Below are 25,899 nucleotides of genomic sequence, written 5' to 3'. Positions count from 1 at the left end.
AGCCGTTGCCGACAAGCGGCCCCGGTGGGCCCGGCCTGTGGAGGTCCGGGACGACGAGGCCCAACCAGGAAGTCGGCGAGAAGCGAGCGATAGTGGCCAGTGAGCGCATGGCGGCAGTCTTGGCGCGGATCACCGCGAACGACGACCTGATCGGGGCACTAGCCGACGAGGCGGCGACCGTGGCGGGCGTGAGCGGTCTCGGCGCGGTCGTCACCAGTACGACGGGGACCCCGGAGAGCATCTGGTCCAGTGGCGCGACCAACACCGCTTTGGCAAGCCTCCAGTTGACGCTGGGGGAGGGCCCCTCCGTCGACGCCGCGCGGCACGGCGTTCTCGTGCTCGAACCGGATCTCTTCAACATGCCGATACCCCGCTGGCCGGCCTTCGCCAGCGCGGTCGGCGAGCTCGGGGTGCGCGCGGTGTTCGCGTTCCCTCTGCGGATCGGGGCGATCGGTCTGGGTGTGCTGGAGCTGTACCGTGATTCGCCCGGTTCGATGAGCACCGCTCAAATCGGTGACGTGCTGGTCCTCGCCGACGCCCTGACCTCACTGCTGCTACGGCTGGGCCTTGGCGGCGAGTTCGTCGTGCTGCGTACCGCGGTGCACCAGGCCACCGGGATGATCGCCGAGCAACTGGGCGTCGGTCTGGACGAGGCACTCATCCGCCTGCGGGGCTACGCCTTCGGCAGCGACCGCCCCATCGACGACGTCGCTGCTGACGTCGTGGCGAAGCGGCTGGACTTCAACGACTGCCTATGACGAACTCGACCCATACCGGCCAATGGACAAAAAATGGCTACTCTTGCCGCCGGTGGCGGGGCGCACGACTGGAGGAAGACTCACGATGCGTGAACAACGACTGGTCACGGTGTTCGTGGAGTTGGCGGACACTCTCGTCGACGATTTCGACGTCATAGACCTCCTGCACACCCTGGCCCACCGATGCGTGGAGCTGCTCGACGTGCAAGCCGCGGGGCTCATGCTGGGCGACCAGCACGGCCGGCTGCGCTCGGCCGCGGCCTCTTCGGAACATGCCCGGCTCCTGGACATGTTCGAGTCGCAGACCGAGGCAGGGCCCAGCGTGGAGTGTTTCCACACCGGGCAACAAGTGATCAACGCCGATCTCGACACGGCGCGTTGGCCGCGTCTCAGAGAGGCCGCACGCGAAGCCGGCTTCACCTCGCTCCACGCGCTCCCGCTGCGCCTGCGCGGCGAGATCATCGGCACGCTGAACCTCTTCCACAGCGAGTCACGCGCGCTGAGCGACGCCGACATGCACCTCGGTCAGGCCCTGGCGGACATCTCCACCCTCAGCATCCTGTCCCAGCGCAGCCTCCGGGAGAGCGAGATCCTCGCAGGCCAGATGCAGAATGCTTTGACCAGCCGGGTCACGATCGAGCAGGCCAAGGGGGTGCTGTCCGCGCGTCTGCAGATCCCGATGGACGAGGCGTTCACGGTGATCCGGGATCACGCACGCGCCCACCACGAGCGGCTGTCCGTCGTCGCGCACCGGATCACGGAGGGGGACGAAGCGCTGCTCTCCGCCCTGGCAGGCGACAGTTCATCATCGGGCTAGGCGTCCCGGCCGGGACTGACGGGCCTGCCGGACCCGCTGGACCTTTCGAGCCTCGGCATGAACTCGCTCGCCGGTGCCCGGCTCCCCGTCACGGAGCTTGTGCACCTGGATGATTGCTTCTGCCCGAGCTTTCGCTGCTTGGATCCGGAGCCCGGATACGGTCGCAGCATGGAAATCTCCGAAGAGGCCCTCGTCCCGGCTGCCCTTGACCGTGTCTGGCGATTGGTCACCGAGCCGGGGTTCTTCCAGCAGTGGTATGCATTCGGGGGTGCCGACATCGACCTGGTGCCGGGGGGTGAGATGCACCTGCGCTGGGACGAACACGGTGGCTTTGCCGCACGAGTGGAGGCCGTGGAGCCTCGTCGTCGCTTCGCGTTCCGCTGGCTGCCGGAACCTGGAGACCTGGTCGAGATCACCCTCGCTCCCCAGGCCGAGGCGACCTTGGTACGGATCACCGAGAGCGGCGCCTTGGACGACGCCGCCACGAGCGCCATGGCATGGAGCAACTCCCTCGCCCTGCTCGCGGAACTCGCCCGGGTATAGCGGCACTTCCCACTCAAGCCTCCCCCACGCTGAGGGCAGACCCCATAGAACATGACCCCTTGGAAGCAAGCATCCAGCGGTCGCGGCCACTGAACAGGCCATCCCTGTGAGGTCGTTGTGCGCGTTGAGCCCGGTCGTCCACGTGAGCCGTCGCTGCAGGGGGTGCGGGGCTCGGGGGCAGCTGACCCGACGGCAGACGCGCCACGGCAAGTCCGTCAGCGGGGGCGGATCATCGGCGGACATGATCGCGTTCATGCTCCGGGCGCTCCCGCGCGCAGCCCGTCCATGACGAGGTCGAGGAGCCGGTTGACGCGTGGTTGCCAGTCACCGAGGGGGTCGATCTGCCAGAGTCCCGCGATGGCGAGGAGGAAGTCGTCCCCGGTGACTCCAGGGCGAATGGTGCCGGCCTCCTCGTTGGCACGGAGCAGGAGTTCGGCGGCGGACGTCACCGGACCGTGGCCCGGCTTCTCCGCGTTTCCGGGCGCACTGGTGGCCTGGCGGATCGCGTCTGCCAGGCCGGCCTTGGCCATGGCGAACCGGGCGAGGTAGTCCATCCACTCCCGCAGGGCGCGGTCCGGTTCGCGCGTCTCGGCCAACTGAGTCGCGGCGTCGGCAACTTGCCGCATCTCGTGGCGGTAGACCTCCAGCACGAGCGCCTCGCGGCTGGGGAAGTTGCGGTAGAACGTGGCCTGTCCGACGCCCGCCTTCTTGGCGATCGTGCTCAGCGGGACGTTCGCGGAGTGCGTGAGCTCTGCCAGTGCCACCTCGAGGATGCGCTCGCGGTTCCTTTGCGCGTCCGAGCGCACAGGCGCGTCTTTCCTCTGGTGCACTCGTCCTCCTCACGGGGCCGTGCCAGAACCCATGGTTGCCAAAGTGGACAACTGTCCGGTACGTTCCCCGGTAACGGACAGCTGTCCGGTTGAGTCCACCATAGCGGCCCGTCGCGCTCGGCGTTCCCCTCGCATCCTGCACATCTCGCAGCCGCGGTCGCCACGTACGAGCTGTACGGTCCCGTCATCGTTCCTCTGCCGGCCCGGTCGTCCGCCACGCGCTCCGATACGCGAAAGAAGGCTGAGCATGGACCCATCGACGTCCAGCGCCATCACCTTGAACATCAACGGCGAGAAGCACACGCTGTCCGTCGACCACCGCACCACCTTGCTCGACGCACTGCGTGAGCGTCTCGATCTGACCGGCACCAAGAAGGGCTGCGACCAGGGGCAGTGCGGTGCCTGCACCGTCCTGCTCGACGGGCAGCGGGCTGTCTCCTGCCTTCAACTCGCGGTGTCTGCCGAAGGACGCGACATCACCACCATCGAAGGAATAGCCGAAGGCGAACGGCTGCATCCTGTGCAGCAGGCGTTCCTCGACCTCGACGGCTACCAGTGCGGCTACTGCACACCGGGCCAGATCTGTTCGGCCGTCGCCATGATCGAGGAGCACGCGGCGGGCTGGCCCAGCGCCGTCAGCGACGACCTACGGCCCGATGCGGCACCGGCACCGCTGACCGCCGACGAGATCCGGGAACGGATGAGCGGCAACCTCTGCCGCTGCGGCGCTTACGTGCAGATCGTCGAGGCCGTCACCGAGGCGGCCGCTGCCGGGAACAAGGCCGGGAACAGGGCCGGGAAGGCCGGCAAGGAGGCTGCGGCATGAGGGAGTTCGGCTACCAGCGCGCCGTCGACGTCTCCGGCGCGGTCGCGCAACTCGGAGCCGATCCGGAGGCGCGCTTCCTGGGCGGCGGCACCAACCTCGTCGACCTGATGAAGATCGGCGTCGAGCGGCCCGCCCAGCTGGTCGACATCAGCGGACTGCCCCTCGGACAGATCGAATCGACAGAGGGCGGCGGCCTGCGCATCGGAGCGACCGTCACCAACAGCGATCTGGCCGCCCACCCCGAAGTCCGGCGCCGTTACCCGGCGTTGGCGCAAGCGGTGCTGGCCGGCGCCTCGGGACAGCTGCGCAACATGGCCACGGTCGGCGGGAATCTGCTCCAGCGCACCCGCTGCGGGTACTTCACCGACGTGACCCAGCCGTGCAACAAGCGCGCCCCCGGCAGTGGCTGCCCGGCGATCGAGGGCGAGCACCGCAATCACGCGATCCTGGGCGCCTCCGAACACTGCGTGGCCGTACACCCCTCGGACATGGGTGTGGCGCTGGCTGCCTTCGACGCCGTCGTCTCGTACGAAACGGCGGACGGGCCTGAGGGTGCCACCTCCGGGGGAGAGTTGCCGATCGCCGATTTCTACAGGCCCGTGGGTGACACCCCGCATCTGGAGACCGCCCTTCCGCCAGGAGCGCTGATCACCGGCGTCACCCTGCCCCCTGCACCGGTCTCCGCGCGCTCGCGCTACCGGAAGGTCCGTGAGCGCGCCTCATACGCGTTCGCGATCGGTTCCGTCGCCGCCGCGCTCGATGTCAGGGACGGCGCCGTGCACGATGTGCGCCTGGCCTTCGGGGCCGTCGCGTCCCGCCCGTGGCGGGCCCGCGAAGCCGAGCGGGCCCTGATCGGGGCACCGGCCGACGCGGACACCTTCGCCGCCGCCGCGGACGCCGAACTCGCGGCCGCGCAGCCGCTGCCCGAGAACGGATACAAGGTGACCCTGATGCACAACCTGGTGGTCGCCGTGCTGACCGAACTGCGCGAGGAGACTGCCCGATGACCACCGCGACGACCGGAACCACGTCCGTCAAGGGCTCCCACGGCGCTCCGCACACTCGCGTCGAGGGACCGGAGAAGGTCACGGGAGCCGCCCGCTACGCCGGGGACGTCCCGTTCGCTGAACTCGCCCACGGCTGGCTGGCGTTGTCCACCGTGACCCGCGGGCGCATCCGCTCGGTCGAGACCGGGCCCGTCCTCGCGATGCCCGGCGTGCTCGCCGTCCTGCATCACGGGAACGCACCGCACGTGGACACCGACTACGTCGGCCTGCTGGGAGTTCCGGACCCGACCGCCGCCGTCTTCCAGAACGACCGTGTGCCGCACAGGGGCTGGCCGGTGGCGCTCGTCGTCGCCGAGACGTCCGAGCAGGCCCGGGAGGCGGCCGAGGCGCTGGTGGTGGAGTACGAAGAGGAGCCGCACGACATCGCGTTCTCCGCCGGGCGTCCTGACGCCTACGCCTCCGGTGGCCCCCAGGGGCAGGACGTGGAGGAGAAGGGGGACCTGGAGGCCGAACTCGCCGCGTCCGCCGTCGTCGTGGACGAGGAGTACACGACGCCGGAGGAACACCACAATCCCATGGAGCCGCACGCGGCGACGGCCCGCTGGGAGGGCGGCCGTCTCGAGGTCGTCGACTCGAACCAGGGCAGCACGTGGATCGTGAACGAGCTGGCGAAGCTGTTCTCGCTCGACCCGTCCTCGGTCCGGGTCCGGTCGGAGCACGTCGGCGGCGCCTTCGGCTCCAAGGGGGTGCGCGCGCACCAGGTGGCGGCAGTGATGGCGGCGACCGTGCTCCAGCGCCCGGTGCGGGTCGTGCTGACCCGTCGGCAGATGTTCTCGCTCATCGGTTACCGGAGCCCCACGACGCAGCGGATCAGGCTCGGTGCGGACGCCGACGGGCGGCTGCGCGCGCTGGAGCACGACTCCCTCAGCCTCACCTCGACCGTCCACGAATTCGTCGAAGCGAGTGCCGGGGTGGCACGGGTGATGTACGACGCCCCCGCTCACCGCACTGCCAACCGGGTCGTGCGGCTCGATGTGCCGACCCCGACCTTCATGCGTGCGCCGGGCGAGGCACCAGGTTCGTTCGCGCTGGAATCGGCGCTCGACGAACTCGCCGAGAAGTGCGGCATCGACCCGATCGAGCTGCGAGCACGCAACGATCCCGAGACCGGCCCCGTGTCAGGACTGCCCTTCAGCAGCCGCAACCTGCTGGCCTGCTTCAGCGAGGGTGCCCGCAGGTTCGGCTGGGCCGACCGGGACCCGCGCCCGGGCATGCGCCGTGAGGGGCACCGGCTCATCGGAACCGGCACGGCCGCTGCCTCGTTCCCCGCGCGAGCAATCCCGTCCACGGCGGCAGTGACGGCGGAGGCGGACGGCACGTTCACCGTGCGGATCACCGCGTCGGACGTCGGAACCGGCGCGCGGACCGCCCTGACCCTCATCGCCGCCGAAGCGCTCGACGTGGCCACCGATCAGGTGCGCGTACGGATCGGGGACAGCGACTTCGGCCAGGCGATGATCGCCGGCGGTTCGATGGGCACCCGCTCGTGGGGGTGGGCGGTGACGGCCGCCGCACGTGATCTGCGGGAGCAACTGGCCCTGGGCGGCAGCATTCCGCCGGAGGGAATCACCGCGCGCTCGGACACCTCCGCGGCCATCGGGGCTCTCGCGGCCACCGAACGGCACTCGTTCGGCGCGCAGTTCGCCGAGGTGTCCGTGGACACGGCAACCGGCGAAGTACGTGTGCAGCGGATGCTCGGCATCTTCGCGGCGGGCCGGATCGTCAACCCGCTGACAGCGCGCGGCCAGTTCGTCGGCGGGATGACCTGGGGCATCTCCATGGCCCTGCACGAGGAAGCGGTCAGGGACCAGTCCTCAGGGGGCAACGTCGGTGCCGACTTCGCGGGCTATCACGTCGCCGCGAACGCCGACGTCCCGCACGTCGAGGCGGGCTGGGTGGACGACCCGGACCCGGACGACCCGGTCGGGATCAAAGGCATCGGCGAGATCGGCATCGTGGGCGCCGCGGCGGCGATAGCCAACGCCGTGTGGCACGCAACCGGTGTACGCCATCGGAGCCTGCCGATCCGGCCCGATCGCGTCCTGCTGGCGGGGGAGGGAACTCAGCGTGTTTGATGCGCCGAGGAACTGAGCCGGCGAGAGCAGGGCTTCGCCGTCCTCGTGGCGGTCGGCCAGCCACCGCCCTGCTCTCGCCGTCGATCCCAGAGGCCCGTCCGGCACCACGAAGACGAGTCCTTCAGGCAAGGATGTGACCGTGTCCCTCGAACGTCTCCCGGACAGCCCGGCCACCCGGATCGGGCTCGGCCTGGCCGCGCTCGGGCGCCCCGGATACATCACCCTCGGCAGGGATTCGGATCTGCCCGCCGAGCGGACGGTCGAGGCCATGGAGGCCCGTGCTCACGAAGTGCTCGACGCGGCGTACGCACACGGGGTGCGGTACTTCGACGTCGCCCGCTCATACGGGAGGGCGGAGGAGTTCCTTGCGAACTGGCTGCGGAGCCGCCCGGAAAGCAGCGACTGCGTGATCGGCAGCAAGTGGGGTTACACCTACACGGCTGACTGGCACATCGACGCGGCGGTGCACGAGACCAAGGACCACAGCCGGGCCACCTTCGACCGGCAACTGGCGGAGACGCGGCGCCTTCTCGGCAACCGTCTGGACCTCTACCAGGTCCACTCCGTGACGCCCGAGAGTCCCGTCCTCACGGATCGCACGCTGCAGGAAGGGCTCGCCGGTCTCGCGGCCGAAGGCGTCAGCATCGGGCTGAGCACCTCCGGTCCCGAACAGCCGGTGGCCATCCGCGCCGCACTCTCGGTAGCCGTGGACGGCGTCCCGCTCTTCTCCAGCATCCAGGCCACGTACAACCTCATGGAGCTCTCCGCCGGACCCGCGCTTGCCGAGGCGCACGACGCGGGACGCACCGTCATCGTCAAGGAGGCCCTCGCCAACGGCCGCCTCGTGCAGGAGGCGGCGGACTCACCCCTCGGCCGCCTCGCGAGGGAGACGGGCAGCGCACCTGACGGACTGGCTCTGGCCGCCGCTCTGCGCGAGCCGTGGGCCGACATCGTCCTTTCCGGCGCCGCCACGACGGGCCAACTGGACGACAACGTCTCGGCGCGGGCCGCGCGACTCACCGCCGATCAGGCCGAACGGCTGTCGGCCCTGGCGGAACCGGCCACCGCGTACTGGCAGGACAGAGCCGCTCTGCCGTGGACGTAGTGACTTGAGGCCCGCTCGACCGTGGAGGCGGCAGCAGTAGCGGAGCTTGCCCAGCGGCGTCCGCACGACGGGGTCACGGAGGACGACGGCGTCCAACTGCCCGACGGGCGAAGGGCCCGAGGGCACGGCGCGCGGACATCCACCGCTCGTCAATGGCGGATCGAGGGGTGAGCCCTGCGCGATGGCCCTCACGCCGAGGAGCCCTCCATGTGCCCGCCAGCCGACGTTCCCCCGAAGCGCACCCACCAGCGCGTGCCGTGCGAGGCCCCGGTGGTGCTCAGCTGGGAAGCGATGCGAGCCAGCCGGTCAGGATCTCGTTGACCGCCTCGCGGCGCTCCTGCTGAATCCAGTGGCCGCAGCCTTCAAGGACGTGCGAGGAAACCAGACCGGGCAGGGTGGCGGGGTAGGCCTGGATCGCCTCGGCCAGCCAGGTGGTGGAGGCGTCCGCACCCCCGCCGACGAACAGGGACGGCTGGGTGATGGGCTTGCCGTGGAAGTCGGCGAGGTCCTCCCAGTCCCGGTCCATGTTCCGGTAGCGGTTGAGCGCGCCGCCCATGCCTGTCCGCTCGAACTCCCCGGCGTAGACGTCGAGGTCGCCCTCGCCGAGCCACTCGGGCAGGCGGCCGGAGGGGAACCGGTCACTCAGCGTCCCTCCGCGGCTGACGAAGTGCGGGTCCGGGGCACTGGTGGCGGGCATGGTGTCGGCGGAGAAGGCCGCGTAGAACCCTGCGAGCCAGCCGCGGACGTCGGCTTCGATCTCGGCCTCGGCGCGGCCGGGCTCCTGGAAGTAGGAGACGTAGAACTCCTCGTCCCCGCCCCCCATCCGGGCGAAGACCTCGCTGGGCCGGGGACCACCGGGCGGCGCATAGGGAACGCTGAGCAGCCCGACCGCACGGAAGACGTCCGGCCTGATGAGGGCCGAGCTCGCGGCGATGACCGAGCCCCAGTCGTGCCCGACGATCACCGCGCTCTCCTCACCGAGCGCTCGCACCACGGCGACGTTGTCCTCGACCAGGTCGGGCATCCGGTATGCGGCCGCGCGCTCGGGCTTGGAGGAACGTCCGTAGCCGCGAACGTCGATGGCGACCGCGCGGTATCCGGCTGCGGCCAGCACCGGCAACTGGTGGCGCCAGGAATACCAGGACTCCGGGAACCCGTGCACCAGCAACACCAGAGGCCCCACGCCCTGTTCCACCAGGTGGATCCTGCCGGCGGGGGAGGGGACCAGACGATGCGTGACATCCGTGACCTGGGCGGGCTGCGACATGGATCCTCCGGGATTGTCGTTCGATCTGCCTGCGCCAGCCCGTACTGCGTGGGTCGAGAGGCCTGGCAGTGATCATGCGACAGGCATCGGGGCCACCGCGAATCCTGTTGCTGCTTTGGCAACCCGCACTGGTCGCTCCTGGCCGAATCCCCTCGGACGCAGGGGCGGCCGAAGCCGTCGGCCGACAGCCCTTCGCGCAAGCGCGTCCCGTCACACCGCTGCAGCGGACGTCCCACATCGCCGCAACACCGCGAAGAGACATCGCCGCCGACGATGAACCTCTCTTCGGGAAGGTGCGTCATACCCGGCATCCGCAGCCGAGCAGCGTCGCACCGGTCGCGTCACGTCCACCCGGTCACCGAGTGCACGTACGCCTGCCGCGAAGGAGGACCACAATCGTCCAGGAATCGTCGTCGCAAGACCGGCGGGTCCGCTTTCGCCGGCTGAATCGCCTCGGTCCGATGATGCTCGGCGGTGCCATGGGCGTAGCGCTGACCGCCTCTTTGCTCACACTGCTCTGGTGGCCACGATCCGAGGTCGTCCACCGCAGCAATGAGTTCTCCACGGTTTCCTACAAGGACGAGTCGCGGCATTACTTGGGGCTCGTCCGAAGGCACACCTTGTCCGGACGCGAGTCCTACACCCTGATGATCGGCCGGGATCCGGGTCTGTCCTATGGGCATCCAGCGGACATTGACGCCGATATCGGCGCCGGCGGGGTCGAGTCTACCGATTGGACAGCCGCTGGAGTGCGAGTCCAATTCGTCACCGGCCACGAATTGTTCGTGCCTGCGAGATATTTCACTCACGGCAGGTAAGCACCGTTTCGTACGGAAGTTCTCCGCGTTCGACCGTCGCAGCGCAGCACCGGCGAACGCGGTACGGCAGCCAGCCTCCTGAGACGTCCCTGTGCAGGTGCTCGCTGTCTTGCTGCAAGCCGTCCAGTTCCCGCGCGATCGCGCTTCTGAGTTCGCCCACCGGCGGATCGAGCGCGAATGTTCGTCGCTCCAGTTCTGCTCAGGGCCGGCTACACCGGGGCCGACGAGATGGGCAGGCTCCCACTCACCCCGCGGGGCCGTACACGAGCGTGCGGAAGGCCGTCGGTTTTGCTGAGGAATTCAAGGTTCACACCGCAGAAGTCGGAATTGTCACGGCCTGTCTCCGCGGCGATGATTTCGGCCGCCGCTCGCCAGAGCTCGCCGCCGTCGATGCTTTATCTCGCCCCTTACAGATCCTCCTCGTCGAGTTCATGATCTGACGGGCCAGTGAAAGGCTCGCGCCACGGGAAACGGGGGCCGCGGTTTCGTACAGCATCCGCGCCGTCCTGCCGTGGTCCATCCCTTCCTTCCGCAACGAACTATCCGTCAGGAGCACATCACGATGCAGCCGCTGCTGGACATCGCCGGGCCGCCCGATCTGACCAACCCCTACGGCGACCTGGCGCTGTTACGCCGCCACCGCGACCAGGGCCACGACCTGTCACGCGTGATCTACCTCTCCCTGGGTGAGACCTGGCAGGGACCGCCACCGGGTCTGCTCGCCGCACTGAGAGACGTGCCCGCGCACGCACACGGCTACCAGCTCACCCCTTACGGTCTGCCCGCGCTGCGCCTCGTCCTGCGCGACTACATCACCCGCACCCAGCACCTGGATGAAGCCGCCGTGCTGGGCAGCGACTTCGAGGTGGCGGGGAGCGCGGGCAGCACCCGCTCCGTCATGCGGGATTTCGGTCGCCTCCTGATCGAAGACAAGCCGACCGCATCCGCGCGACCGATTGTCGTGTGTGCCTCCCCCGGCTGGGACTACCCCGGCGTCTACGCCCCGCTCGGATACGAGATCCGGCACTTCGGCCTCAGCAGCGACCGCGGATACCAGCCGGACACACAGGAAGTGGAGGAACGTCTCGACCAGGCGCGCCGGGACACCACAGGCCCGGTCTTGCTGGTCATCAACGCGCAGCACAACCCGAGCGGGGCCAACTGGAGCGCCGGCGTCGTGCGGGAGATGGTGCGGGCAGCGCTCCAGTTCGATGTCCAGGTGCTGGTCGATGACGCCTACTACGCCGTCCACGATCCCGCCGTCACACCCACGCCCGCGCTGCGCATCCTGCTGGAAGAGGTCGCGTCCCTCCCGTCGGGGGTTCGGCGTCCCCGCTGGCTCGCCACGAGAAGCATGGGCAAGCAATTCCATTGCAATGGATGGGGTGTTGGTGCCGCGGTCGCAGCGCCCGGCACCCTTGAGGACTTGTACGCGCGCCTGCTGCCCCAGCACACCTACACCACGGCCGTCCCCCTCCAAGCGGCCATGGCGGCCTGGCTGGCCGACCCGGCCGCCGACATCTACCTCACCGAGCAGCGCGCCGCATACGCGGTCACCCGCGCCGAAGTCGCAGAACGAATACAGCGGGACCTGCACTATCCAGCGGGCTCGTTCGTCGCCGGAAGCTGCGGCCCCTACATGCTCCTGCCCGTCCCGCCCTGGTATTCAGCCTCTGGGGTGGGCGGCGCCGACGGCGACTTCCGCCAGCACTGCCTCCAACGTGCCGGGGTGCTGCCGGGTGAGGGCCACATGAGCACGCCGGGCCGTCCCGTGCAGGCGTCGCAGGACGTCATCCGCCTCTACCTCGGTCTCGGATCAGACGTCCTCGCCACCGCTTTGGACCGGATGGTGGCCGCCGGCCTGGGCTGGAACGGCCCCCGCATGACCACCCTCGCGCCTGCCACCACTCCGCCTGCCGCGGCCGCTCCCGCGATCGGCAGCGAGGAGCACAGCACGATGACCGTAGGCCAGGGGGCGCCCGCTCGCCCGTAGTGGTCCAGGCCGCGTCCACCGTCGTGGATCTGGCAGAGGGCGATGCGTGCAGGCCGAGTCCAGCGCCCGGTCGCCGCCGGCGTCGCGGCGGCCTTGCCCCGTCGGCCAGCCCCATGGGGCACCCAGGAAGGAAGGTATGGCGGCGTACACCCCGCCTTCACCCCGCCCCCGGCGGTGTGCGAACCTCCTTCTGCGGCTGGCGAGTTGTGAGGAGCACATCTCATGGGTGGAGGCAAGGTCGCCGTCGTCGGCGGCAGCATCGCCGGTTGCGCCATGGCGCTGGCCGCGTCTCGCGGCGGTGCCGAGCAGGTGACCGTCTTCGAGCGCGCGGGCGGTGAGTTACGCGACCGTGGCGTAGGAATCGGTGTGCACGGCGACCGATTCGCCGAACTCGAAGCCGCCGGTTACATGACCGACGCCATGCCCTGGGCGCCTCTCTCCCGGCGGCTTTGGACCGTACGGGACGGCGCGACGGACCTGGGCCGGAACATGGCCAGCCAGCCCTTCCCCTTCCGCGCGTACAACTGGGGTTCGCTCTGGAGTGAGTTACGGCGGCGGGTCCCGGACGGCACGGACTTCCGCGCGGAGGCCCACGTCGCCCAGGTGGCTACCGACGCCGACAGGGCAACCGTGCGACTCGCGGACGGCAGTGAGGAACACTTCGATCTGGTGATCGGCGCCGACGGTTACCGCTCGGTCGTCCGGCAGGCGATGTTCCCCGAACTCGCCCCCGCGTACGCCGGTTACCTGGGCTGGCGCGGTACGTCAGAGGCACCCGCGGACCTGCCCGAGGGCGGGGACGAGGAGGCGCGTGTCGTCGTCTTCCCCGGCGGCCACTGCATGATGTACCTGATACCGGACCGGAAAGAGGGGCACCGCATGAACTGGGTGCTCTATACCCGCCCACCCGCGGAGTCGGGCCTCGACGAGGAGCTGCGGAGCCCGACCTCGCTGCCGCCGGGAAAGGTGGCCGCGGAACTGACCGCGTCCCTGCGCGACCTCGTCGCCGAGCACTTCCCGCCTTACTGGGCCGACTGTGTGCTGCGCAGCCCGGAGGAGCGCACGTTCATCCAGCCCATCTATGACCTGTCGGTGCCGCACTACGCCCGCGGGCGGTTGTTGCTCGCCGGGGACGCGGCCACGGTCGCCCGGCCGCACATCGGTGCCGGCAGTGTGAAGGCCCTGCAGGACGCCGCGGCCCTGGAGAGGGTATGGCGCTCGGGGGGCAGTTGGCAGGAGATCCTGACCGCCTATGACGAAGGGCGAAGCGTCGTCGGTGGCCAGATGGTCGGCCTGGCGCGTCGGATGGGTGAAGCGCAGGTCGTGCGGACGCCGGACTGGTCGACCATGCGGGAACCGGAGTTCCACGCCTGGTGGGAGGAGCAGAATCGGGGCTCGGCGCCCGGCGGCAGCCTGGGAGGCCAGGCCCTGCGCCCCGACTGACCCCGGCGCGGCCGGACTTGGGACCGTCGCGGGAGCGTTCGCGTGTTCCTCAGTCGGCGACGAGTGCGGAGAGTCGACGCCGCAGACCGGGGCGACGGCCGGCCTTCGAACCGGCGAGACGTCCCGGCAGGATGCCCTCCCGACGTGCCTCACGAGGCAGGCAACACGTCGAAGCGGAGTCTGCACCCGGAAGCGTTCGTCGCCTCGCGCAGCTTCCCCCGAACGCCTGCCCGCAGCCCCGGTGTTGCCCGCGACGAAGGGCTGGGCAGTGGAGCGGCGAGAACCGTTCCGGACCTACAGGTCCGGGCTGACTTCAAGCCCGCTGGCTCTCCTCGCTGCTCCCGGACCCCGCCCGGACCGGTGCGGTGTTCGTGGCCGACCCGAGCGGCCGGTCAGCAGCGGCGGTAGTGGGTGCGAGCTCCAGTGCGGCATGGAGCGCGCCGGGATCGGCTCGCAGCGGACCGCCGTCGAGCCGTTCGGTGACCCGCCCGGAGGTCAACACGGTGACCGTGTCGGCGCACTGGACCGCGAGCGTGGGACTCGGCGACACCAGCAGCACGGATATGCCCTCCAGGGCCAGGGTGGCGATCAGTTCGCGTATCTGACGTACGACCACCGGCGCCAGGCCCTCGGTCGGCTCGTCCAGAAGCAGAACCCGGGGGCTGCCGAGCAGGGCACGGGCGAGTGCGAGCATCTGCTGCTCGCCGCCGGACAGGTCGGTACCCCGGTGCCCTCGGCGCTCACCCAGCCGGGGCAGCAGTTCCAGCACCTTGTCCGGCGTCCAGATCCGTTCCCTGCGAGCCGCACGGCCACCGTCGCCCTTGTCCGGGCGCGGTGGGCGGTACGACAGTCGCAGGTGCTCACCCACTGTGAGGCTGGCGAAGACCCGCCGCCCCTGCGGGACCAGCCCGATGCCTGCGCGCGCGACCTGGTGGGCGGCTCGGCCGCTGACGTCCCGCCCGTTCACCCGCACCGAGCCTCCGCTGGGGCGCAGCAGGCCGGCCACGGCGTGTACGAGCGTGGTCTTACCGGCGCCGTTGTGACCCACGACCGCGTGCACGGTGCCGGTGGGCACAGTCAGATCCAGCTCGTGCAGCACGGTCCCGCCGCCGTATCCGGCGCTCAGTCCGGTGAGTTCGAGCATCCGCGGTCATCCTCTCGCGCCGGTCACGGGCCCGGAGCCACTGCGCGTCGGCGCCTCGACGGAGGCGGGGACGGTGTCCAGGTAGATCTCGCGGACTTCCGGGTGGCTGAGTGCTTCCTGGGTGCTGCCGTTCACCAGTACGCCGCCCGCGGCCAACACAGTGACCGTGTCCGCGAGTTCGGTCACCACCTCGATGTGATGCTCCACCAGTAGCAGGGCGACCTCCGCCGGGATGTCCCGGAGCAGTCCGACCAGGCGGCCGATATCGCGGTCGGTCAGCCCAGCTGCGGGCTCGTCCAGCAGCAACAGCCGTGGTTGCCCGGCCATCGCGGCGGCGATATCGAGCATCCGGCGCTGACCGTGCGACAGCCCACCGGCCGGCTGGTCCGCGAGTTCGGCCAGGCCGACGGTGTCCAGCCGGTTCAGCGCGAGTTCCCGCAGCAGCCGTCTGCGGGAAGGTCGCCGCCAGGCGGCTCGGCCCGCGCGGTGATGCCGCCAGCCGGCCAGCATGATGTTGTCCAGTACGGTCAACCCCGCGATGACGGACGGCTGTTGGTAGCTGCGGGCGATGCCCAGCCGGCTACGCCGGGCGGCTGCCATACGGGTGATGTCGGCGTCGGCCGAGTCGATCGCGCCCTCGGCGCCGTCCGCTCGGTCCTTGCCGCTTGACCGGTCCGCGGCAGCCAGCAGGATCTGGCCGCTGTCCGCACGGTCAGTGCCGGCGATGAGGTTCAACAGGGTGGTCTTGCCGGCGCCGTTGGGGCCGATCACGGCGTGGCGGGCGCCGGCGGGCAGCCTCAGGCTCACGTCGTCCACAGCGATGAGACTGCCGTACCGGCGGGTGAGGTGGGAGAGCGTCAGCACGGAATCACCATGAGGCGCGCGCCGGGGCGGCTCGCCGTGGAAAGCGCGCAGCGGGGTCGAGGGTGGTTGCGTGTCATGCGGTGCCCCTGAGTGCCCGGAACCAGCGGTTCTGGATCGGAGGGCGCAGCCCGGCGAGGCCGCGCGGCAGCAGATAGACGGTGACGACGAAGAGCACGCCCAGCAAGAACGGGCCGTGGCCCGGCCAGGACGCGGAGAGCCAGTCCCGGATGAAGACGATGAGCCCGGCTCCGAACATCGCGCCGAGCACCGAGTGGGTCCCGCCGATGACCGCCGCCAGCAGTGCGAATGCGGCGATCTCGAAGCCGACGTCCGCCGGTGAGATGTACGCCTGCACGGTGGTCAGCATCGAGCCGCCGATGCCGGCGAGGGCCCCCGCCCCGATGTAGGCGAGCAGGAGGTAGCGGGCCACGGGGTGGCCGGAGGCGCGCATGCGGGCCTCGGCCTCACGCGTACCGATCAGCAGCTTCCCGGCAGGCGAGCGCAGGAAGAACAGGGTGAGCGCGATGGCACAGGCCGCCACGACGAGGCTGTAGTTGTAGGCAGGGCTCTCGTCGATCAATGGTTCGCCGCCCCACAGTGCCTGGGTCGGCGGGAAGTCGATGAGCCCCTCGGTGCCGCCGGTGACGGACTTGAGCTCGCCTGCGGCGACGACGGTCAACTCCCCGATGGCGAGCGTGATCATCAGCACGGTCGTGCCCCGGGCGCGTATCACCGCAGGAGCGGTGACCAGCGCGAACAACGCGGCGGCTGTCGCGGAGGCGAGCACCTGGACCGGTCCCACCGTCCAGCCGGCGCCGGCGAGCAGCGCCGTGGTGTAGGCGCCCACGGCGAACGGAGCGGCCTGCCCCAGAGTGGGAAGACCCGCGTAGCCGGTCAGCACGGTGACGCTGACCGCGAGCAGTCCCAACGCCAGCGCATAGCCGACCAGTGAGAGGGCGTAGGGGGACAGCAGCACCGGCAGCGGAATGAGCGCCACCAGGAGTACGAGTCCTGGTGCGACCTGCCGGACCGGCCGGGGGAGCGACTTGGACCTGAGTCCGGCGACCTGTGCCGTACGTCGCGAGCCGGTGGCCGGGTCCGGTTGACCCGAGCTCTCCGCCCTCTTCGGAGTCTGCTGTCGTTGCGCGGAATCGGCCCGTGGCTCTCGGGCGGGGCCGAGCCGGCGCAGCAGCCGGGCGACCGGGTCGGTGGCCGATGCTGCGTCGGCGTCGTGGCCGGCGGCCGCGGGCACCGCGCTGCGGTGCGCCCGTATGGTCAACACCAGGGCCATGGCGGCGAAGAGCAGGTACGGCGCCCAGTCCGCAGCCAGCGAGACCCCGAGGGACTGCACCTCACCCACGGCGATGGCGGCGAACAGGGTGGCCCACAGGGACCGCAGCCCGCCGAGCACCACGACCACCAGGGACAGCATCAGTACCGTGTCACCGGTGTCAGGGCCCGGGCCGATGATCGGCGCGCCGAGCACCCCGGCCGCCCCGGCCAACGCACCGGCGGCGGCGAGTACTCCGGTGTGCACCGCCCCCGGGCTGCGGCCGGTGGTCGCCAGCATCTGCGAGTCGTCGGCCGCGGCCCGTACGGCCGCCCCGGCGCGGGTACGCGTCAGCACCCAGGTGCCGAACGCCGCGAGCAGCAGCGCCATGACGATGAACCCCAGCCGGTAGGCCGGGTAGCGGTGCCCGAGCAGGGTCACCGACTGGTCCAGCGCCTCGGGTATCCGCACGGGTATCGCGTCGGAACCGAAGTACTCGATGAGCAGGTTGCCGCCGATCAGCGCCAGCCCGAAGGTCAGCAGCGCCTGCGCGAGATGGCCGCGTCGCACCAGCGGAGTGGTGAGCACTGCCAGCAGGATCCCCGCCGTCCCGGCCACCGCCGTACCCGTGGCCAGCCCGAGGAGCAGGCCCGCCCAGGTGCCGTCGCTCAACTCGGCACCCGTGTAAGCCCCGATGGCGTACAGCGTGCCGTGGGAGAGGTTCAGCACGCCGGCGGTACCGAAGGCCAGGCTCAGACCGGCGGCGACGACGAACAGCAGCAGCCCGTAGGCCACGCCGTCGACCGCCGGAACGAGCTGCGCATCAAGTACGTTCACGTCAGCTGCCGAGCGTCGACAAGTCCTTGACGACGACGTTCGCCAGCTGCTTGCCGTCGGGGCGTACCTGCCTCAGGTACCACTGCTGCACGGGTGTGTGCGTCTTCTCGCTGTACTCCCAGGTGCCGCGCGGGCTGTCGATCTTGCCGAGGCCGGCGATGGCCTTGTTGATCGTCTCGGAGTTCACCTCGCCCTTCTTGGCGGCTTCCCCGATCGCCTTGTCCAGCGTCGCTGCGGCGTCGTACGAGGCCTCCGCGTAACTCGTGGGAGGCGCGTCGTGCTTGGCCGTCCAGTCGGAGACGAACTTCCGGTTGGCGTCGTTGTCCAAGTCGGCGGAGTAGTTGAGCACCGAGTAGATGTCGTCGGCCGCCTTGCCCTGGGCGGGCAGGGTGGAGCCTTCGGTGAGGAACCCGGGGGAGTAGAGCGGGAGATCCGCGGCATCGGACTCGGCGTACTGCTTCACGAAGTCGATGGCGGCCTTGCCAGCGTAGAAGCAGTAGACGGCCTTGGCTCCGGACTCCGCGATCTTGGAGAGGTACGGCGCGAAGTTGGTGGTCTTGGGGAAGGGCGTCCAGGTCGTCTTGCCGTCCGCGTTGGCCAGTTCCCCGCCGGTCTTGTCGAAGGCCGTGGTGAAGCCGCGCATTTGGTCGTGGCCGCCCTGGTAGTCCGGGCCGATCGCGTAGACCGGTCCGTCCACCGTCGTCTTGATGTGCTTCGCGATGGCCGCGCCGGGCTCGTCCGACATGTAACTGGTGTGCCAGACGTATTCGCCGTCCTCGACCGGGGGACGGGCGTTCGATCCCACCAGCGGAATCTTGTTGCGCTGTACGAGGGGAAGCATCGCCTTGACGGATCCGCCGCCGGTGACGCCGGTCATGACGTCGACCTGGTCCTTCTGGATCAGCTTCTTCGCCGCCGGCAGCGCCGTCGGCGGGCCGTCACCCTCGTCGGCGACCTTCAGATCGATCTTGCGCCCGCCCAACTTGCCGTCGTGCGTGTCCAGATAGAGCTTGAAGCCGTCCCTCGTCTCGGTGCCCACCGGCTTGTAGACACCGGACAGCGAGGACAGCAGGCCGACCGTCACGGTGTCCTCGTCGGAACTGCTTTCGCCGCTGCACCCCGCGGTGGCAGTCACCGCGAGTGTGAGGGCCACCGCGCAGGCGGTCCGTATTCTCTGGCCGCGCACGATGCGTGCGTTGAACATTCAGGTCTCCGTTGGATTGATATACGGGTGGGGCAAAGGGGGGGGGGAGGGCTGTGGAACGGCTCAGCTGGACGCGGCCTGGCGGTCGCCGTCCCGGGCCTCCGGCGACAACGCGTCTCCGACCTGGTTGATCAGCTCCGACATCATGAAGCTGACCTCCCCGATGTCCGCCTCCCTTGTGGTGCACACCAGAAGCGACGCCCCGCCGGAGACCGCCATGGAGAACATGTAGCCGCCTTCCATGGCGGTCAGGCTGTGCTCGACGGGGTCCGTCTGCGTCAGTTCAGCGGCACCGGAGAGCAGGCTGACGATGCCGGACGCGATCGCGGCCAGCCGGTCGGCGTCATCGCGGGGGATGCCGGTGAAGGCGAGCGCCAGCCCGTCCACGGAAACGGCGACTGCGTGGGTGACTTCCGGAAGCCGCCGTGCGAAGTCGTTCAGCAGCCAGTTCAGATCAGATCGGATCATCACGCATTCCGTTGAGTGTCGTCGGCATTCCCATTCTTCGAACCGCGGGGATTCGAGGGGGCAGAGCGCTCTCGGCGACTCGTGCTCCTGTTGATGCCTTGCGAATAGGCGGTCAGGATGTCGGAGATCTGGCGGGAGTCCCGGCGGCGGGGCGAGGACCGAGGCCTGGACGCGGTGGCCGCCCCTGCTCCGTCCCCACCGTCGTCCCGGGCGCGTACCCGCTGTTGCCCGTCCGCTGGCTTGCGCCGACGTACGGGCAGTCCCGCGGCACTCACCCCGGCGGTCTGCGAGGGCTCCGGCTCGGACCGCGCACCTGCCCGCTCCTCCCCACCTTGCGGACGTGGTGCCGGCCTCTCCGTCGTGGACCTGAACTGTGCACGGGCGCCGGACGGCCGCACCTTCCCCAGCTGCATGGTCCCGTCATGGGTGTGAGCCGTCTCCCGGCCCTCTTTGCCGGCGGTGGCGCTGTAGTCGTCGTAGTTCTCCGCCGTCCGACTCGCCGAGGCGTCGGCCGGGTGAGGCATGGGCCGACCGCTCCCATCCGGAGTCATCGGCGCGTCAAGCCCTGAGGCGTCGGTCTCCCTCACGGGCGATCCGGCGGGCCCGGCGGCGAACTCGACCGCTCCGGCATGGGAAGGCGCCCCGTCCGCATGGCCGGACCGCGCGCCCTGCGGCAACTCCGGCGCCTCGTGCGGGGGAGCGGAGCCGAGCACGCTGGCGGGGAGCATGACCTCGGCTATGGTGCCGGGACTCTCCGAAGCACGCAGCTCGACCGCGATGCCGTGCCGCGCGGCCAGTTGAGCCACCACGTGCAGACCCATGGACCGCACGCCCCCGATCCGCGTCTGCGGCTCGGAGAGGGCGGAGTTGAGTTCGGCGCGCCGCTCGGGCTTGATGCCTACGCCGTCGTCGACGACCTGCACGACGGCGCGGTCCCACAGTCGCCAGGCCGCGACCCCGACGGTCTTCTCCGGCGGCGAGTAGCGAGTGGCGTTGTCGAGCAGCTCGGCCAGGATGTGCGCCAGATCGTGTACGGCGCGGGCGGCGATGTCGATACCGGGCTGGACGACGCCGGTCTCCACCCGGTCGAACTGCTCGATCTGCTGGGCCGCCACCATGATCACCGTGGAGCACGACACGTCACTGGTGCGTGCGCGCCCGTGCCCGGAACCGCCGAGGACCAGCAGGTTGTTGGTGTTGCGCTCCATGCGGTTCGCAAGGTGGTCGAGCGCGAAGAGCAGCTTCATCCGCTCAGGAGTGGCCTCGTCGCGCTGCATCACGTCCAGCTCGGAGACCATCACGCTGGTCAGCTGCGCACCACGGCGGGCCACGGTCACCAGCGTCTCGGCGAACTGGTCCTGCGCGTCGGACTGCTCCGCGGCCAGCCGTACGGCCTCGTGGTGCACGGAGTTGAACGCCTCGCCGACCTCCCCGATCTCGTCCTCGCCGGTGGTGGTGACCGGCTTGCCCGCGCGTCGGGCGACCTGATCAGGCGTGGCACCGCTGAGCGCGCCGGGCTGGGAGAGTTCCGCGGTGACCTGGGGCAGCCGCTTGTACGCCATGTCGTTCGCGGCGTCACGCAGGTCCCGCAGCCGGCGGATCATCACGCGGCCCAGGCGGGAGGCGACGAAGACGGTGCCGACCAGCGTCAACAACACGATGAGGGCCTCGCCGACGGCCCACCAGATCAGCTCGGTGCGCTTGTCCTTCACCGTGCTGATGACGGAGTCGTCGATCCGCTGCTCCACCGAGCGCAGCAGCGACAGCCGGCCGGAGGTGGCTTCCTGCCAGGTGTCCGAGGAGATCGAGAGTTCCGTGTTGACCTGAGTGCGGCTCACCTGGTCCTCGAGGCGCTGCGCTGCGAGAGCCTTGGGGCCGTAGACGCCCTTCTCCAGCCAGGTACGCCATTCCTGCGGGCCGATGTCGAACATCGTGCCTGTCGACTCGGTGTATCCGAGCCTGGTCGCCTCGAACGTACGCTGTGAGGCGGGCGTGAACCCCCCGCCGGCCAGCGCCTGAAGCACCGTCACCTGCTGCTGGCCCATGTGCTCGGTGGCCTCGGAGAGGGCGGCGTCGGCGCGGATCTGGTCGGCGATGTTCGCGTCCACTCCCTCGGCCTGGGCTATGCCTTCGCGGTACGCGACCAGATCGGCGATGATGATCCGATAGCTGAAGGTCAGCGCGGAGAGTGAGCTGCTGCCAGAGCGAACCTGCGCGTGGACGGTGGGCAGTTGCTTCACTGACCGGTCGACACGATCCAGCGCTTCCTGGGCGTTCTCAGGCACGTCTGACAGCTGTTCGCGCTTGCCACGGAAGGTGTCGATGCTCTCGCCGGTGGCATTGGCGGTCTTACGGAAGCTGGCCTCGTCGCCCTGGCCCGAGACCAGTGCGGTGGCAGCCGTGCGCTCACCCTGCAGCTTGTAGACCAGCTCGTTGGCGGCGGCTGCGGCTTCGACCATGTTGGCCAGCCGATGAGCTTGCAGCGCCTGCTGCCCCGAGGGGGCGAGGGCGAGTACGGAGAAGGTGACGGCCACCGCAAGCGGCACCGCGACCAATAAGAACAGGCGACGGTAGATTCTCACTGAGTGGCTCCGTCACCGGGTCCGAGGATCAACAGCCGGTGATACACGGATACCTGACGGGCCGTACAAACCACAGGGGCCGGGTATTTCGCCGCTACGACAGCGGGTGAGCCTTAGGGGCATCGCGCAACACTCTGGCATGAATAAGGACAACCTTCGAAATGTGCAGGGCGATTCAAACCCCTACGGCAATCAACGGGCGGGCCGGACAGTACCACCGTCCGCTCGGGCTCGGGTGACGACTTGTCACTGCATGCCACATTGCCTGTTCAACTGGCCTGCTGCGGGGGTTCAATTGAGATACCTTGACCACTCACGTCGCCGGCCGAGCCGCACATCGTCCCGACACGCGATCACCGCGGAACGCGGCAGGCTCCCGCACGAACTCCGCCGCCTGCGAGGTGGAACGGCACGGGCACCTGCCCTCGGTTGCCGTACGCCCTCGCCCCTCGGTGAGGGCAAGCAGGAGTGCTGATCAGCAGCGCGCCTGTGACGGTTCATCACGTCAGGACGTGTACAGCGGGCGGCTCTCCCAGTCGCGGATGGTCCGGTAGTCCGCCTCGATCTGCTGCCGGGTCGCGGCAGTGAGGTAGAGGAAGCCGGGGGAGGTGAGCAGGTCCCGGGTGCGCGGCAGTTCGTCGCCGGGACGGGCGACCGGCGCGACGGCCATGGCTGTCGGCAACTCGCCCAGGCGCCTCGCCCAGTCCTGGTCGCGGACCGTGCCGGGGAAGTGGTTGACCAGGGACACGTAGCGGATGGGCTGCTCGAAGCGCAGCGGCAGGCGGGCGGCGTGCAGCTCGGCCGGGTTGGTGATGCTCGCGGCGAGCAGGCCCGCGTGCGAGTGGCCGGCGAGCTTCGCGTACACCCAGGGCAGCACCCCTCCGCCCAGCCGGGCACCCGGGTCGATGAGGACGGGCCCGCGGGCGGTGAGCACGACCTCGCTGTGCCCGGCTCCGGTACGGATGCCGAGAGCGGTGAGCGCCTTCGCGACGTAGGAGTGGATGCTGCCCACCGTCGGGTCCTCGAGGTCGGCGGGCTCCTCGAACTGGAAGATCGGTGCGCCTTCCGGGGTGCGGTGCTTGGTGTAGCGCCAGGTCTCCACCACTGTGTGCCGGCCGTCCACGGAGACCGTGTTGACGTAGTACTCCGGGCCCTCGAGGAACTCCTGGAGCAGGGCGAACTCGTTGCGGCGGCCGAAGAGGTCGGCCGAGCCGAGCACCTCCGCCGCCGCCTGTGAGGTCTCGGCCGCGGTACGGCAGATGAGGACGTGGTCGGAGCCGGCGCTGTGGACGGGCTTGACCACGACCGTGGCCGGGCCGCTGCCGGTGAACCACTCCGCGGCCTCGGCGGCGGACGTCACCAGCGTGCTGCGCGGCGCGTCGAGGCCGGCGGCACGCAGGACCTCCGCCATGCGGAACTTGCTGCGGCGCGCGGTCGCGAGGTCCGGGCAGTTGCCGGGCAGCCCCGTCAGGTGCGCCAGCCGGTCGGCCAGGGCGACCCCCGACTCGGTGCCCGCGACGACGTGTTGGACTCCGAGTGCGGTCAGGCGGGCGGCGAGCACCGCCGGGTCAGGGTCGTGCCCGAGGTCCTCGGCGTAGTCGGCGGGACGGAACGTCGCCTCGAAGTACGGGTTGAGAGTGGGGCTGCTGCGGATGTGCAGCACCTCGGCACCGCGGTCGAGCAGCTCCTTCACGAGGTGCGTCCCGCTGGAGTAGCCGTCGACGACGGCAACACGCGTTGCGGACATGGGTGTTCGGGCCTCTCTCTCGCACTGGGGCGCGTTGTCGGTCGTCATCCGTCGCCTAGGCGCTCAGTCCGCCGTCGATCACCAGGTCGTGACCCACGACGAAGGCCGCACCGGGGGAGGCGAGCCACAGGACGGCGCCCGCGATCTCCTCGGGGCGCGCCAGCCGGCCCGCGGGAATGTCGCGGGCGACCCGGGCGTCACGGTCGGCGGCCGTCTCGCCCGGCCAGACGGCCATCGCGGTGTCCGTGGGGCCGGGGCTCACCGCGTTGATGCGGATGCCCCGGCCGATGTACTCGCGGGCCGCGGAGCGGGTGAGCGTGCTGAGTGCGGACTTGCTCGCCGCGTACGCCGACTGATGAGTGACGCGCATGTGCGGGCCGATTCGCGAGGAGACGTTCACGATGGCGCCGCCGCCCTGCCCGAGCATCTGCTCGATCTCGTACTTCATGCACAGCCAGGTGCCGTTGACGTTGACGCCCATGACCTGCTCCCACTCGGCGGGGGCCATGTCGGCCGTCAGCCCCCAGGACGGCAGGCCGGCGCAGTTCACCGCGAGGTCCAGCCGCCCGTACCGTTCGGTGACGGTGCCGACCGCGCGGGCCGCTCCTTCTGCGAGGGCGATGTCCGCGAGGACGTGGGAGGCGGTGCCGCCGCTCTCCTCGATCATCTTGGCCGTCTCGATCAGCGTGTGCTCCTGGCGGCCGGCCACGACCACCTTCGTTCCCCGCGCGGCGAGGGCGACGGCAGTGGCCCGCCCGATGCCCGAACCGCCGCCGGTGACAAGGGCCGTGTCCATTCAGTCGCCCTCCAGGCCCAGGATCTCGACCAGCCGGGCCTCCATGGCCCGCGCCTCCGGCACGGAGTGCGCCACGATCAGGCACTGGCCGGACGGCCCCGGGGTGCCGTGGCTGTCGCCTGCGATGACGACACCGGTCCGCGTCGCCGGGTCGAAGGCGAGACCCTGCTCCTCCAGCGTGGCCACCGCCCCGGCGAGGGAGTCCCAGCCGCAGCGGCTGCGCGCGATCAGAGCGCGGTCCGCCCAGTGCTCGGGGCCGATCAAGTGGTCACCGATGCGGTGGATGTGGGTGGAGCCGCCGACGCGTCCGTTGAACTCGTTGAAGAGGATCTCGCCGGAGGGGACCACGATCGCGTCGATGCTGATCGGGCCCCGGTGGCCGAGCGCCCGCACGGTCTCGCCGATGCGCCGGGCCTGGTCCAGGAAGCCGGGGAAGGACGGCAGCCCGGCCGACGGCGGCGGGATGACCAGGCCGTTGTTGACCGGGGCCATGCGCATCTCACCGTGGCCGACGGTCCTCACCTCGTCGTCGGCGATGTAGAGCTCGATGTAGATGGGGACGGACCCGTCGACGTACTGCTCGACGACGACCTGGCGGCGTCCGTCATGGCTGTGGCGGGCCCACGAGTCGGACAGGTGACCGGCCGCTGCGTCTCCGTCGAGGACGGTGACGCGCTCGGCGCCGTATCCCTCGAGCCCCTCGGCGGGCGCCAGGATCTCGTTGCCGTAACCGCCGCCGTGCACGTCCTGCTTGACGATCACGGGGTGCCCGGCGCGCAGCAGGGGGCGGACGAAGTCGGCCGCCTCAGCAGCGGAGTTGACGGTGCGGCCGTGGGGCACGGGTATGCCGTTCCCCGAGGCCAGGGTCCGGAAGAACGTCTTGCTGTTGACGAGTTCGTTCCCTCCCGCCGTCAGAAAGGAATAGGCGGGAAGTGGATCCTTCAATTCCAGGGCCTCGGCGAGTCCGGCTATTCCCGCGTCCACATAGAAAGGAAAGAGACGGTCGGCGCCGCGCTCGGCCGCCAGCTTCCCCACCCTCCTGATGAAATCCGGGTGGTGCAGGCGGTCGTCGTAGAGCAGCGAACTTCCCCGGCGGCCCGGCGGGGGGACCACGACGACCGGCCGGGCGTCCTCGATTCCGAGCCGCTTCCACACGTACGCGAGGAATTCTGTGTCCGGTTCGGTGGGCAGGACGATGATGTCGTCCGCCTCCGCGCACCAGGCCAGCCGGTGGGTGACCGCGGCCAGGTAGGTGAGGTACTCGGCCGGGAGAGCGCGGTCGCCTTCGACGGTCTCCTCGGTCAGTTGATTTCCGATGATGATTTTCGCCATTTCCGAGTCCGCCTCCGGATAAGGTTCCAGCCTGGTGGGTGACCGACACCGCTGGACAGCATCCATGGACCCCAGAATTACGGCAACTACTCGACCGAGTAGGTCCGGTGGAA

Annotated in this window: 21 protein-coding genes; 10 read left to right on the top strand and 11 right to left on the bottom strand. The window is 69.9% G+C overall.

The features are described 5' to 3' along the window. Window positions 1-107: 107 nt before the first annotated feature. From H5J26_RS01340 to H5J26_RS01330, 3 genes are all read left to right on the top strand, one after another. Window positions 108-758, top strand: coding sequence for an ANTAR domain-containing protein (locus H5J26_RS01340; protein WP_181763763.1), 651 nt, complete (start codon window positions 108-110; stop codon window positions 756-758). Between the two features lie 85 nt (window positions 759-843). Then, window positions 844-1,575 carry a GAF and ANTAR domain-containing protein gene (locus H5J26_RS01335; protein ID WP_181763762.1) on the top strand — a complete coding sequence of 244 codons (732 nt, stop codon included), beginning with the start codon at window positions 844-846 and terminating at the stop codon, window positions 1,573-1,575. Window positions 1,576-1,743: 168 nt separating this feature from the next. Then, complete coding sequence (locus H5J26_RS01330) at window positions 1,744-2,118, top strand: SRPBCC domain-containing protein (protein ID WP_181763761.1); 375 nt, start codon at window positions 1,744-1,746, stop codon at window positions 2,116-2,118. Window positions 2,119-2,369: 251 nt separating this feature from the next. Here H5J26_RS01330 and H5J26_RS01325 read toward each other — a convergent pair whose 3' ends face one another. After that, complete coding sequence (locus H5J26_RS01325; protein ID WP_181763760.1) at window positions 2,370-2,948, bottom strand: TetR/AcrR family transcriptional regulator; 579 nt, start codon at window positions 2,946-2,948, stop codon at window positions 2,370-2,372. 247 nt (window positions 2,949-3,195) lie between these two features. Between H5J26_RS01325 and H5J26_RS01320 the strand changes: the two genes are divergently transcribed. The 4 genes from H5J26_RS01320 to H5J26_RS01305 all read left to right on the top strand — a co-directional run bounded on the left by H5J26_RS01320 (window position 3,196) and on the right by H5J26_RS01305 (window position 8,021). Beyond that, window positions 3,196-3,774, top strand: coding sequence for a (2Fe-2S)-binding protein (locus H5J26_RS01320; RefSeq protein WP_181763759.1), 579 nt, complete (start codon window positions 3,196-3,198; stop codon window positions 3,772-3,774). Further along, complete coding sequence (locus H5J26_RS01315; RefSeq protein WP_181763758.1) at window positions 3,771-4,781, top strand: FAD binding domain-containing protein; 1,011 nt, start codon at window positions 3,771-3,773, stop codon at window positions 4,779-4,781. The genes H5J26_RS01320 and H5J26_RS01315 overlap by 4 nt, the downstream gene beginning before the upstream one ends. Continuing rightward, entirely contained in the window at window positions 4,778-6,916 is a 2,139-nt protein-coding gene (locus H5J26_RS01310; RefSeq protein ID WP_181763757.1) for a xanthine dehydrogenase family protein molybdopterin-binding subunit, read from the top strand. The genes H5J26_RS01315 and H5J26_RS01310 overlap by 4 nt, the downstream gene beginning before the upstream one ends. Window positions 6,917-7,055: 139 nt before the next feature. Continuing rightward, window positions 7,056-8,021, top strand: a complete 966-nt coding sequence (locus tag H5J26_RS01305) for an aldo/keto reductase (RefSeq protein ID WP_181763756.1) — start codon at window positions 7,056-7,058, stop codon at window positions 8,019-8,021. 277 nt (window positions 8,022-8,298) lie between these two features. Here the strand turns inward: H5J26_RS01305 and H5J26_RS01300 are convergent, their stop codons facing one another. Next, entirely contained in the window at window positions 8,299-9,288 is a 990-nt protein-coding gene (locus tag H5J26_RS01300; protein WP_181763755.1) for an alpha/beta fold hydrolase, read from the bottom strand. 1,087 nt (window positions 9,289-10,375) lie between these two features. Between H5J26_RS01300 and H5J26_RS01295 the strand changes: the two genes are divergently transcribed. The 3 genes from H5J26_RS01295 (at window position 10,376) to H5J26_RS01285 (ending at window position 13,542) form a co-directional block, all read left to right on the top strand. Then, the gene (locus tag H5J26_RS01295) at window positions 10,376-10,546 is read left to right on the top strand and encodes a hypothetical protein (RefSeq protein ID WP_181763754.1); all 171 of its coding nucleotides are present in this window, start codon (window positions 10,376-10,378) and stop codon (window positions 10,544-10,546) included. Between the two features lie 122 nt (window positions 10,547-10,668). Next, window positions 10,669-12,099, top strand: coding sequence for an aminotransferase class I/II-fold pyridoxal phosphate-dependent enzyme (locus H5J26_RS01290; RefSeq protein ID WP_181763753.1), 1,431 nt, complete (start codon window positions 10,669-10,671; stop codon window positions 12,097-12,099). 222 nt (window positions 12,100-12,321) lie between these two features. After that, window positions 12,322-13,542 carry an FAD-dependent monooxygenase gene (locus tag H5J26_RS01285; RefSeq protein WP_181763752.1) on the top strand — a complete coding sequence of 407 codons (1,221 nt, stop codon included), beginning with the start codon at window positions 12,322-12,324 and terminating at the stop codon, window positions 13,540-13,542. A 313-nt stretch (window positions 13,543-13,855) separates the two neighbouring features. On the opposite strand, the gene H5J26_RS01280 is transcribed toward H5J26_RS01285, so the two are convergent. The 9 genes from H5J26_RS01280 to H5J26_RS01240 form a co-directional block, all read right to left on the bottom strand. Beyond that, window positions 13,856-14,686, bottom strand: coding sequence for an ABC transporter ATP-binding protein (locus H5J26_RS01280; RefSeq protein WP_181763751.1), 831 nt, complete (start codon window positions 14,684-14,686; stop codon window positions 13,856-13,858). Window positions 14,687-14,692: 6 nt separating this feature from the next. Next, window positions 14,693-15,550 carry an ABC transporter ATP-binding protein gene (locus H5J26_RS01275; protein WP_181763750.1) on the bottom strand — a complete coding sequence of 286 codons (858 nt, stop codon included), beginning with the start codon at window positions 15,548-15,550 and terminating at the stop codon, window positions 14,693-14,695. Between the two features lie 73 nt (window positions 15,551-15,623). Further along, the gene (locus tag H5J26_RS01270; RefSeq protein WP_181763749.1) at window positions 15,624-17,657 is read right to left on the bottom strand and encodes an ABC transporter permease; all 2,034 of its coding nucleotides are present in this window, start codon (window positions 17,655-17,657) and stop codon (window positions 15,624-15,626) included. 1 nt (window position 17,658) lies between these two features. Next, window positions 17,659-18,861, bottom strand: a complete 1,203-nt coding sequence (locus tag H5J26_RS01265; protein WP_181763748.1) for an ABC transporter substrate-binding protein — start codon at window positions 18,859-18,861, stop codon at window positions 17,659-17,661. A 63-nt stretch (window positions 18,862-18,924) separates the two neighbouring features. After that, complete coding sequence (locus H5J26_RS01260; protein ID WP_210770878.1) at window positions 18,925-19,329, bottom strand: roadblock/LC7 domain-containing protein; 405 nt, start codon at window positions 19,327-19,329, stop codon at window positions 18,925-18,927. Next, window positions 19,329-21,911 (bottom strand): nitrate- and nitrite sensing domain-containing protein, encoded by a 2,583-nt coding sequence (locus tag H5J26_RS01255; protein WP_181763746.1) that lies wholly within the window; start codon window positions 21,909-21,911, stop codon window positions 19,329-19,331. Before H5J26_RS01255 ends, H5J26_RS01260 begins: the two co-directional genes overlap by 1 nt. A 505-nt stretch (window positions 21,912-22,416) precedes the next feature. Then, complete coding sequence (locus tag H5J26_RS01250) at window positions 22,417-23,658, bottom strand: ATP-grasp domain-containing protein (RefSeq protein ID WP_181763745.1); 1,242 nt, start codon at window positions 23,656-23,658, stop codon at window positions 22,417-22,419. A 55-nt stretch (window positions 23,659-23,713) separates the two neighbouring features. Further along, window positions 23,714-24,454: an SDR family NAD(P)-dependent oxidoreductase gene (locus tag H5J26_RS01245; RefSeq protein WP_181763744.1), complete on the bottom strand. Its 741-nt coding sequence runs from the start codon at window positions 24,452-24,454 to the stop codon at window positions 23,714-23,716. Further along, window positions 24,455-25,786: a peptide ligase PGM1-related protein gene (locus tag H5J26_RS01240; RefSeq protein WP_181763743.1), complete on the bottom strand. Its 1,332-nt coding sequence runs from the start codon at window positions 25,784-25,786 to the stop codon at window positions 24,455-24,457. Window positions 25,787-25,899 lie beyond the last annotated feature (113 nt).

This window comes from Streptomyces albidus (ex Kaewkla and Franco 2022) (assembly GCF_013870515.1).
Taxonomy (GTDB): Bacteria; Actinomycetota; Actinomycetes; order Streptomycetales; family Streptomycetaceae; genus Streptomyces; species Streptomyces albidus.
This window is presented reverse-complemented; position numbering and strand designations above follow the sequence as displayed.

What these genes read in the sequence shown, in the direction of transcription:
- H5J26_RS01340 (WP_181763763.1), top strand. Translation starts at nt 108, where the DNA reads ATGGCGGCAGTCTTGGCGCGGATCACCGCGAACGACGACCTGATCGGG.
- H5J26_RS01335 (WP_181763762.1), top strand. Translation starts at nt 844, where the DNA reads ATGCGTGAACAACGACTGGTCACGGTGTTCGTGGAGTTGGCGGACACT.
- H5J26_RS01330 (WP_181763761.1), top strand. Translation starts at nt 1,744, where the DNA reads ATGGAAATCTCCGAAGAGGCCCTCGTCCCGGCTGCCCTTGACCGTGTC.
- H5J26_RS01320 (WP_181763759.1), top strand. Translation starts at nt 3,196, where the DNA reads ATGGACCCATCGACGTCCAGCGCCATCACCTTGAACATCAACGGCGAG.
- H5J26_RS01315 (WP_181763758.1), top strand. Translation starts at nt 3,771, where the DNA reads ATGAGGGAGTTCGGCTACCAGCGCGCCGTCGACGTCTCCGGCGCGGTC.
- H5J26_RS01310 (WP_181763757.1), top strand. Translation starts at nt 4,778, where the DNA reads ATGACCACCGCGACGACCGGAACCACGTCCGTCAAGGGCTCCCACGGC.
- H5J26_RS01300 (WP_181763755.1), bottom strand. Translation starts at nt 9,288, where the DNA reads ATGTCGCAGCCCGCCCAGGTCACGGATGTCACGCATCGTCTGGTCCCC.
- H5J26_RS01290 (WP_181763753.1), top strand. Translation starts at nt 10,669, where the DNA reads ATGCAGCCGCTGCTGGACATCGCCGGGCCGCCCGATCTGACCAACCCC.
- H5J26_RS01285 (WP_181763752.1), top strand. Translation starts at nt 12,322, where the DNA reads ATGGGTGGAGGCAAGGTCGCCGTCGTCGGCGGCAGCATCGCCGGTTGC.
- H5J26_RS01280 (WP_181763751.1), bottom strand. Translation starts at nt 14,686, where the DNA reads ATGCTCGAACTCACCGGACTGAGCGCCGGATACGGCGGCGGGACCGTG.
- H5J26_RS01265 (WP_181763748.1), bottom strand. Translation starts at nt 18,861, where the DNA reads ATGTTCAACGCACGCATCGTGCGCGGCCAGAGAATACGGACCGCCTGC.
- H5J26_RS01260 (WP_210770878.1), bottom strand. Translation starts at nt 19,329, where the DNA reads ATGATCCGATCTGATCTGAACTGGCTGCTGAACGACTTCGCACGGCGG.
- H5J26_RS01250 (WP_181763745.1), bottom strand. Translation starts at nt 23,658, where the DNA reads ATGTCCGCAACGCGTGTTGCCGTCGTCGACGGCTACTCCAGCGGGACG.
- H5J26_RS01245 (WP_181763744.1), bottom strand. Translation starts at nt 24,454, where the DNA reads ATGGACACGGCCCTTGTCACCGGCGGCGGTTCGGGCATCGGGCGGGCC.
- H5J26_RS01240 (WP_181763743.1), bottom strand. Translation starts at nt 25,786, where the DNA reads ATGGCGAAAATCATCATCGGAAATCAACTGACCGAGGAGACCGTCGAA.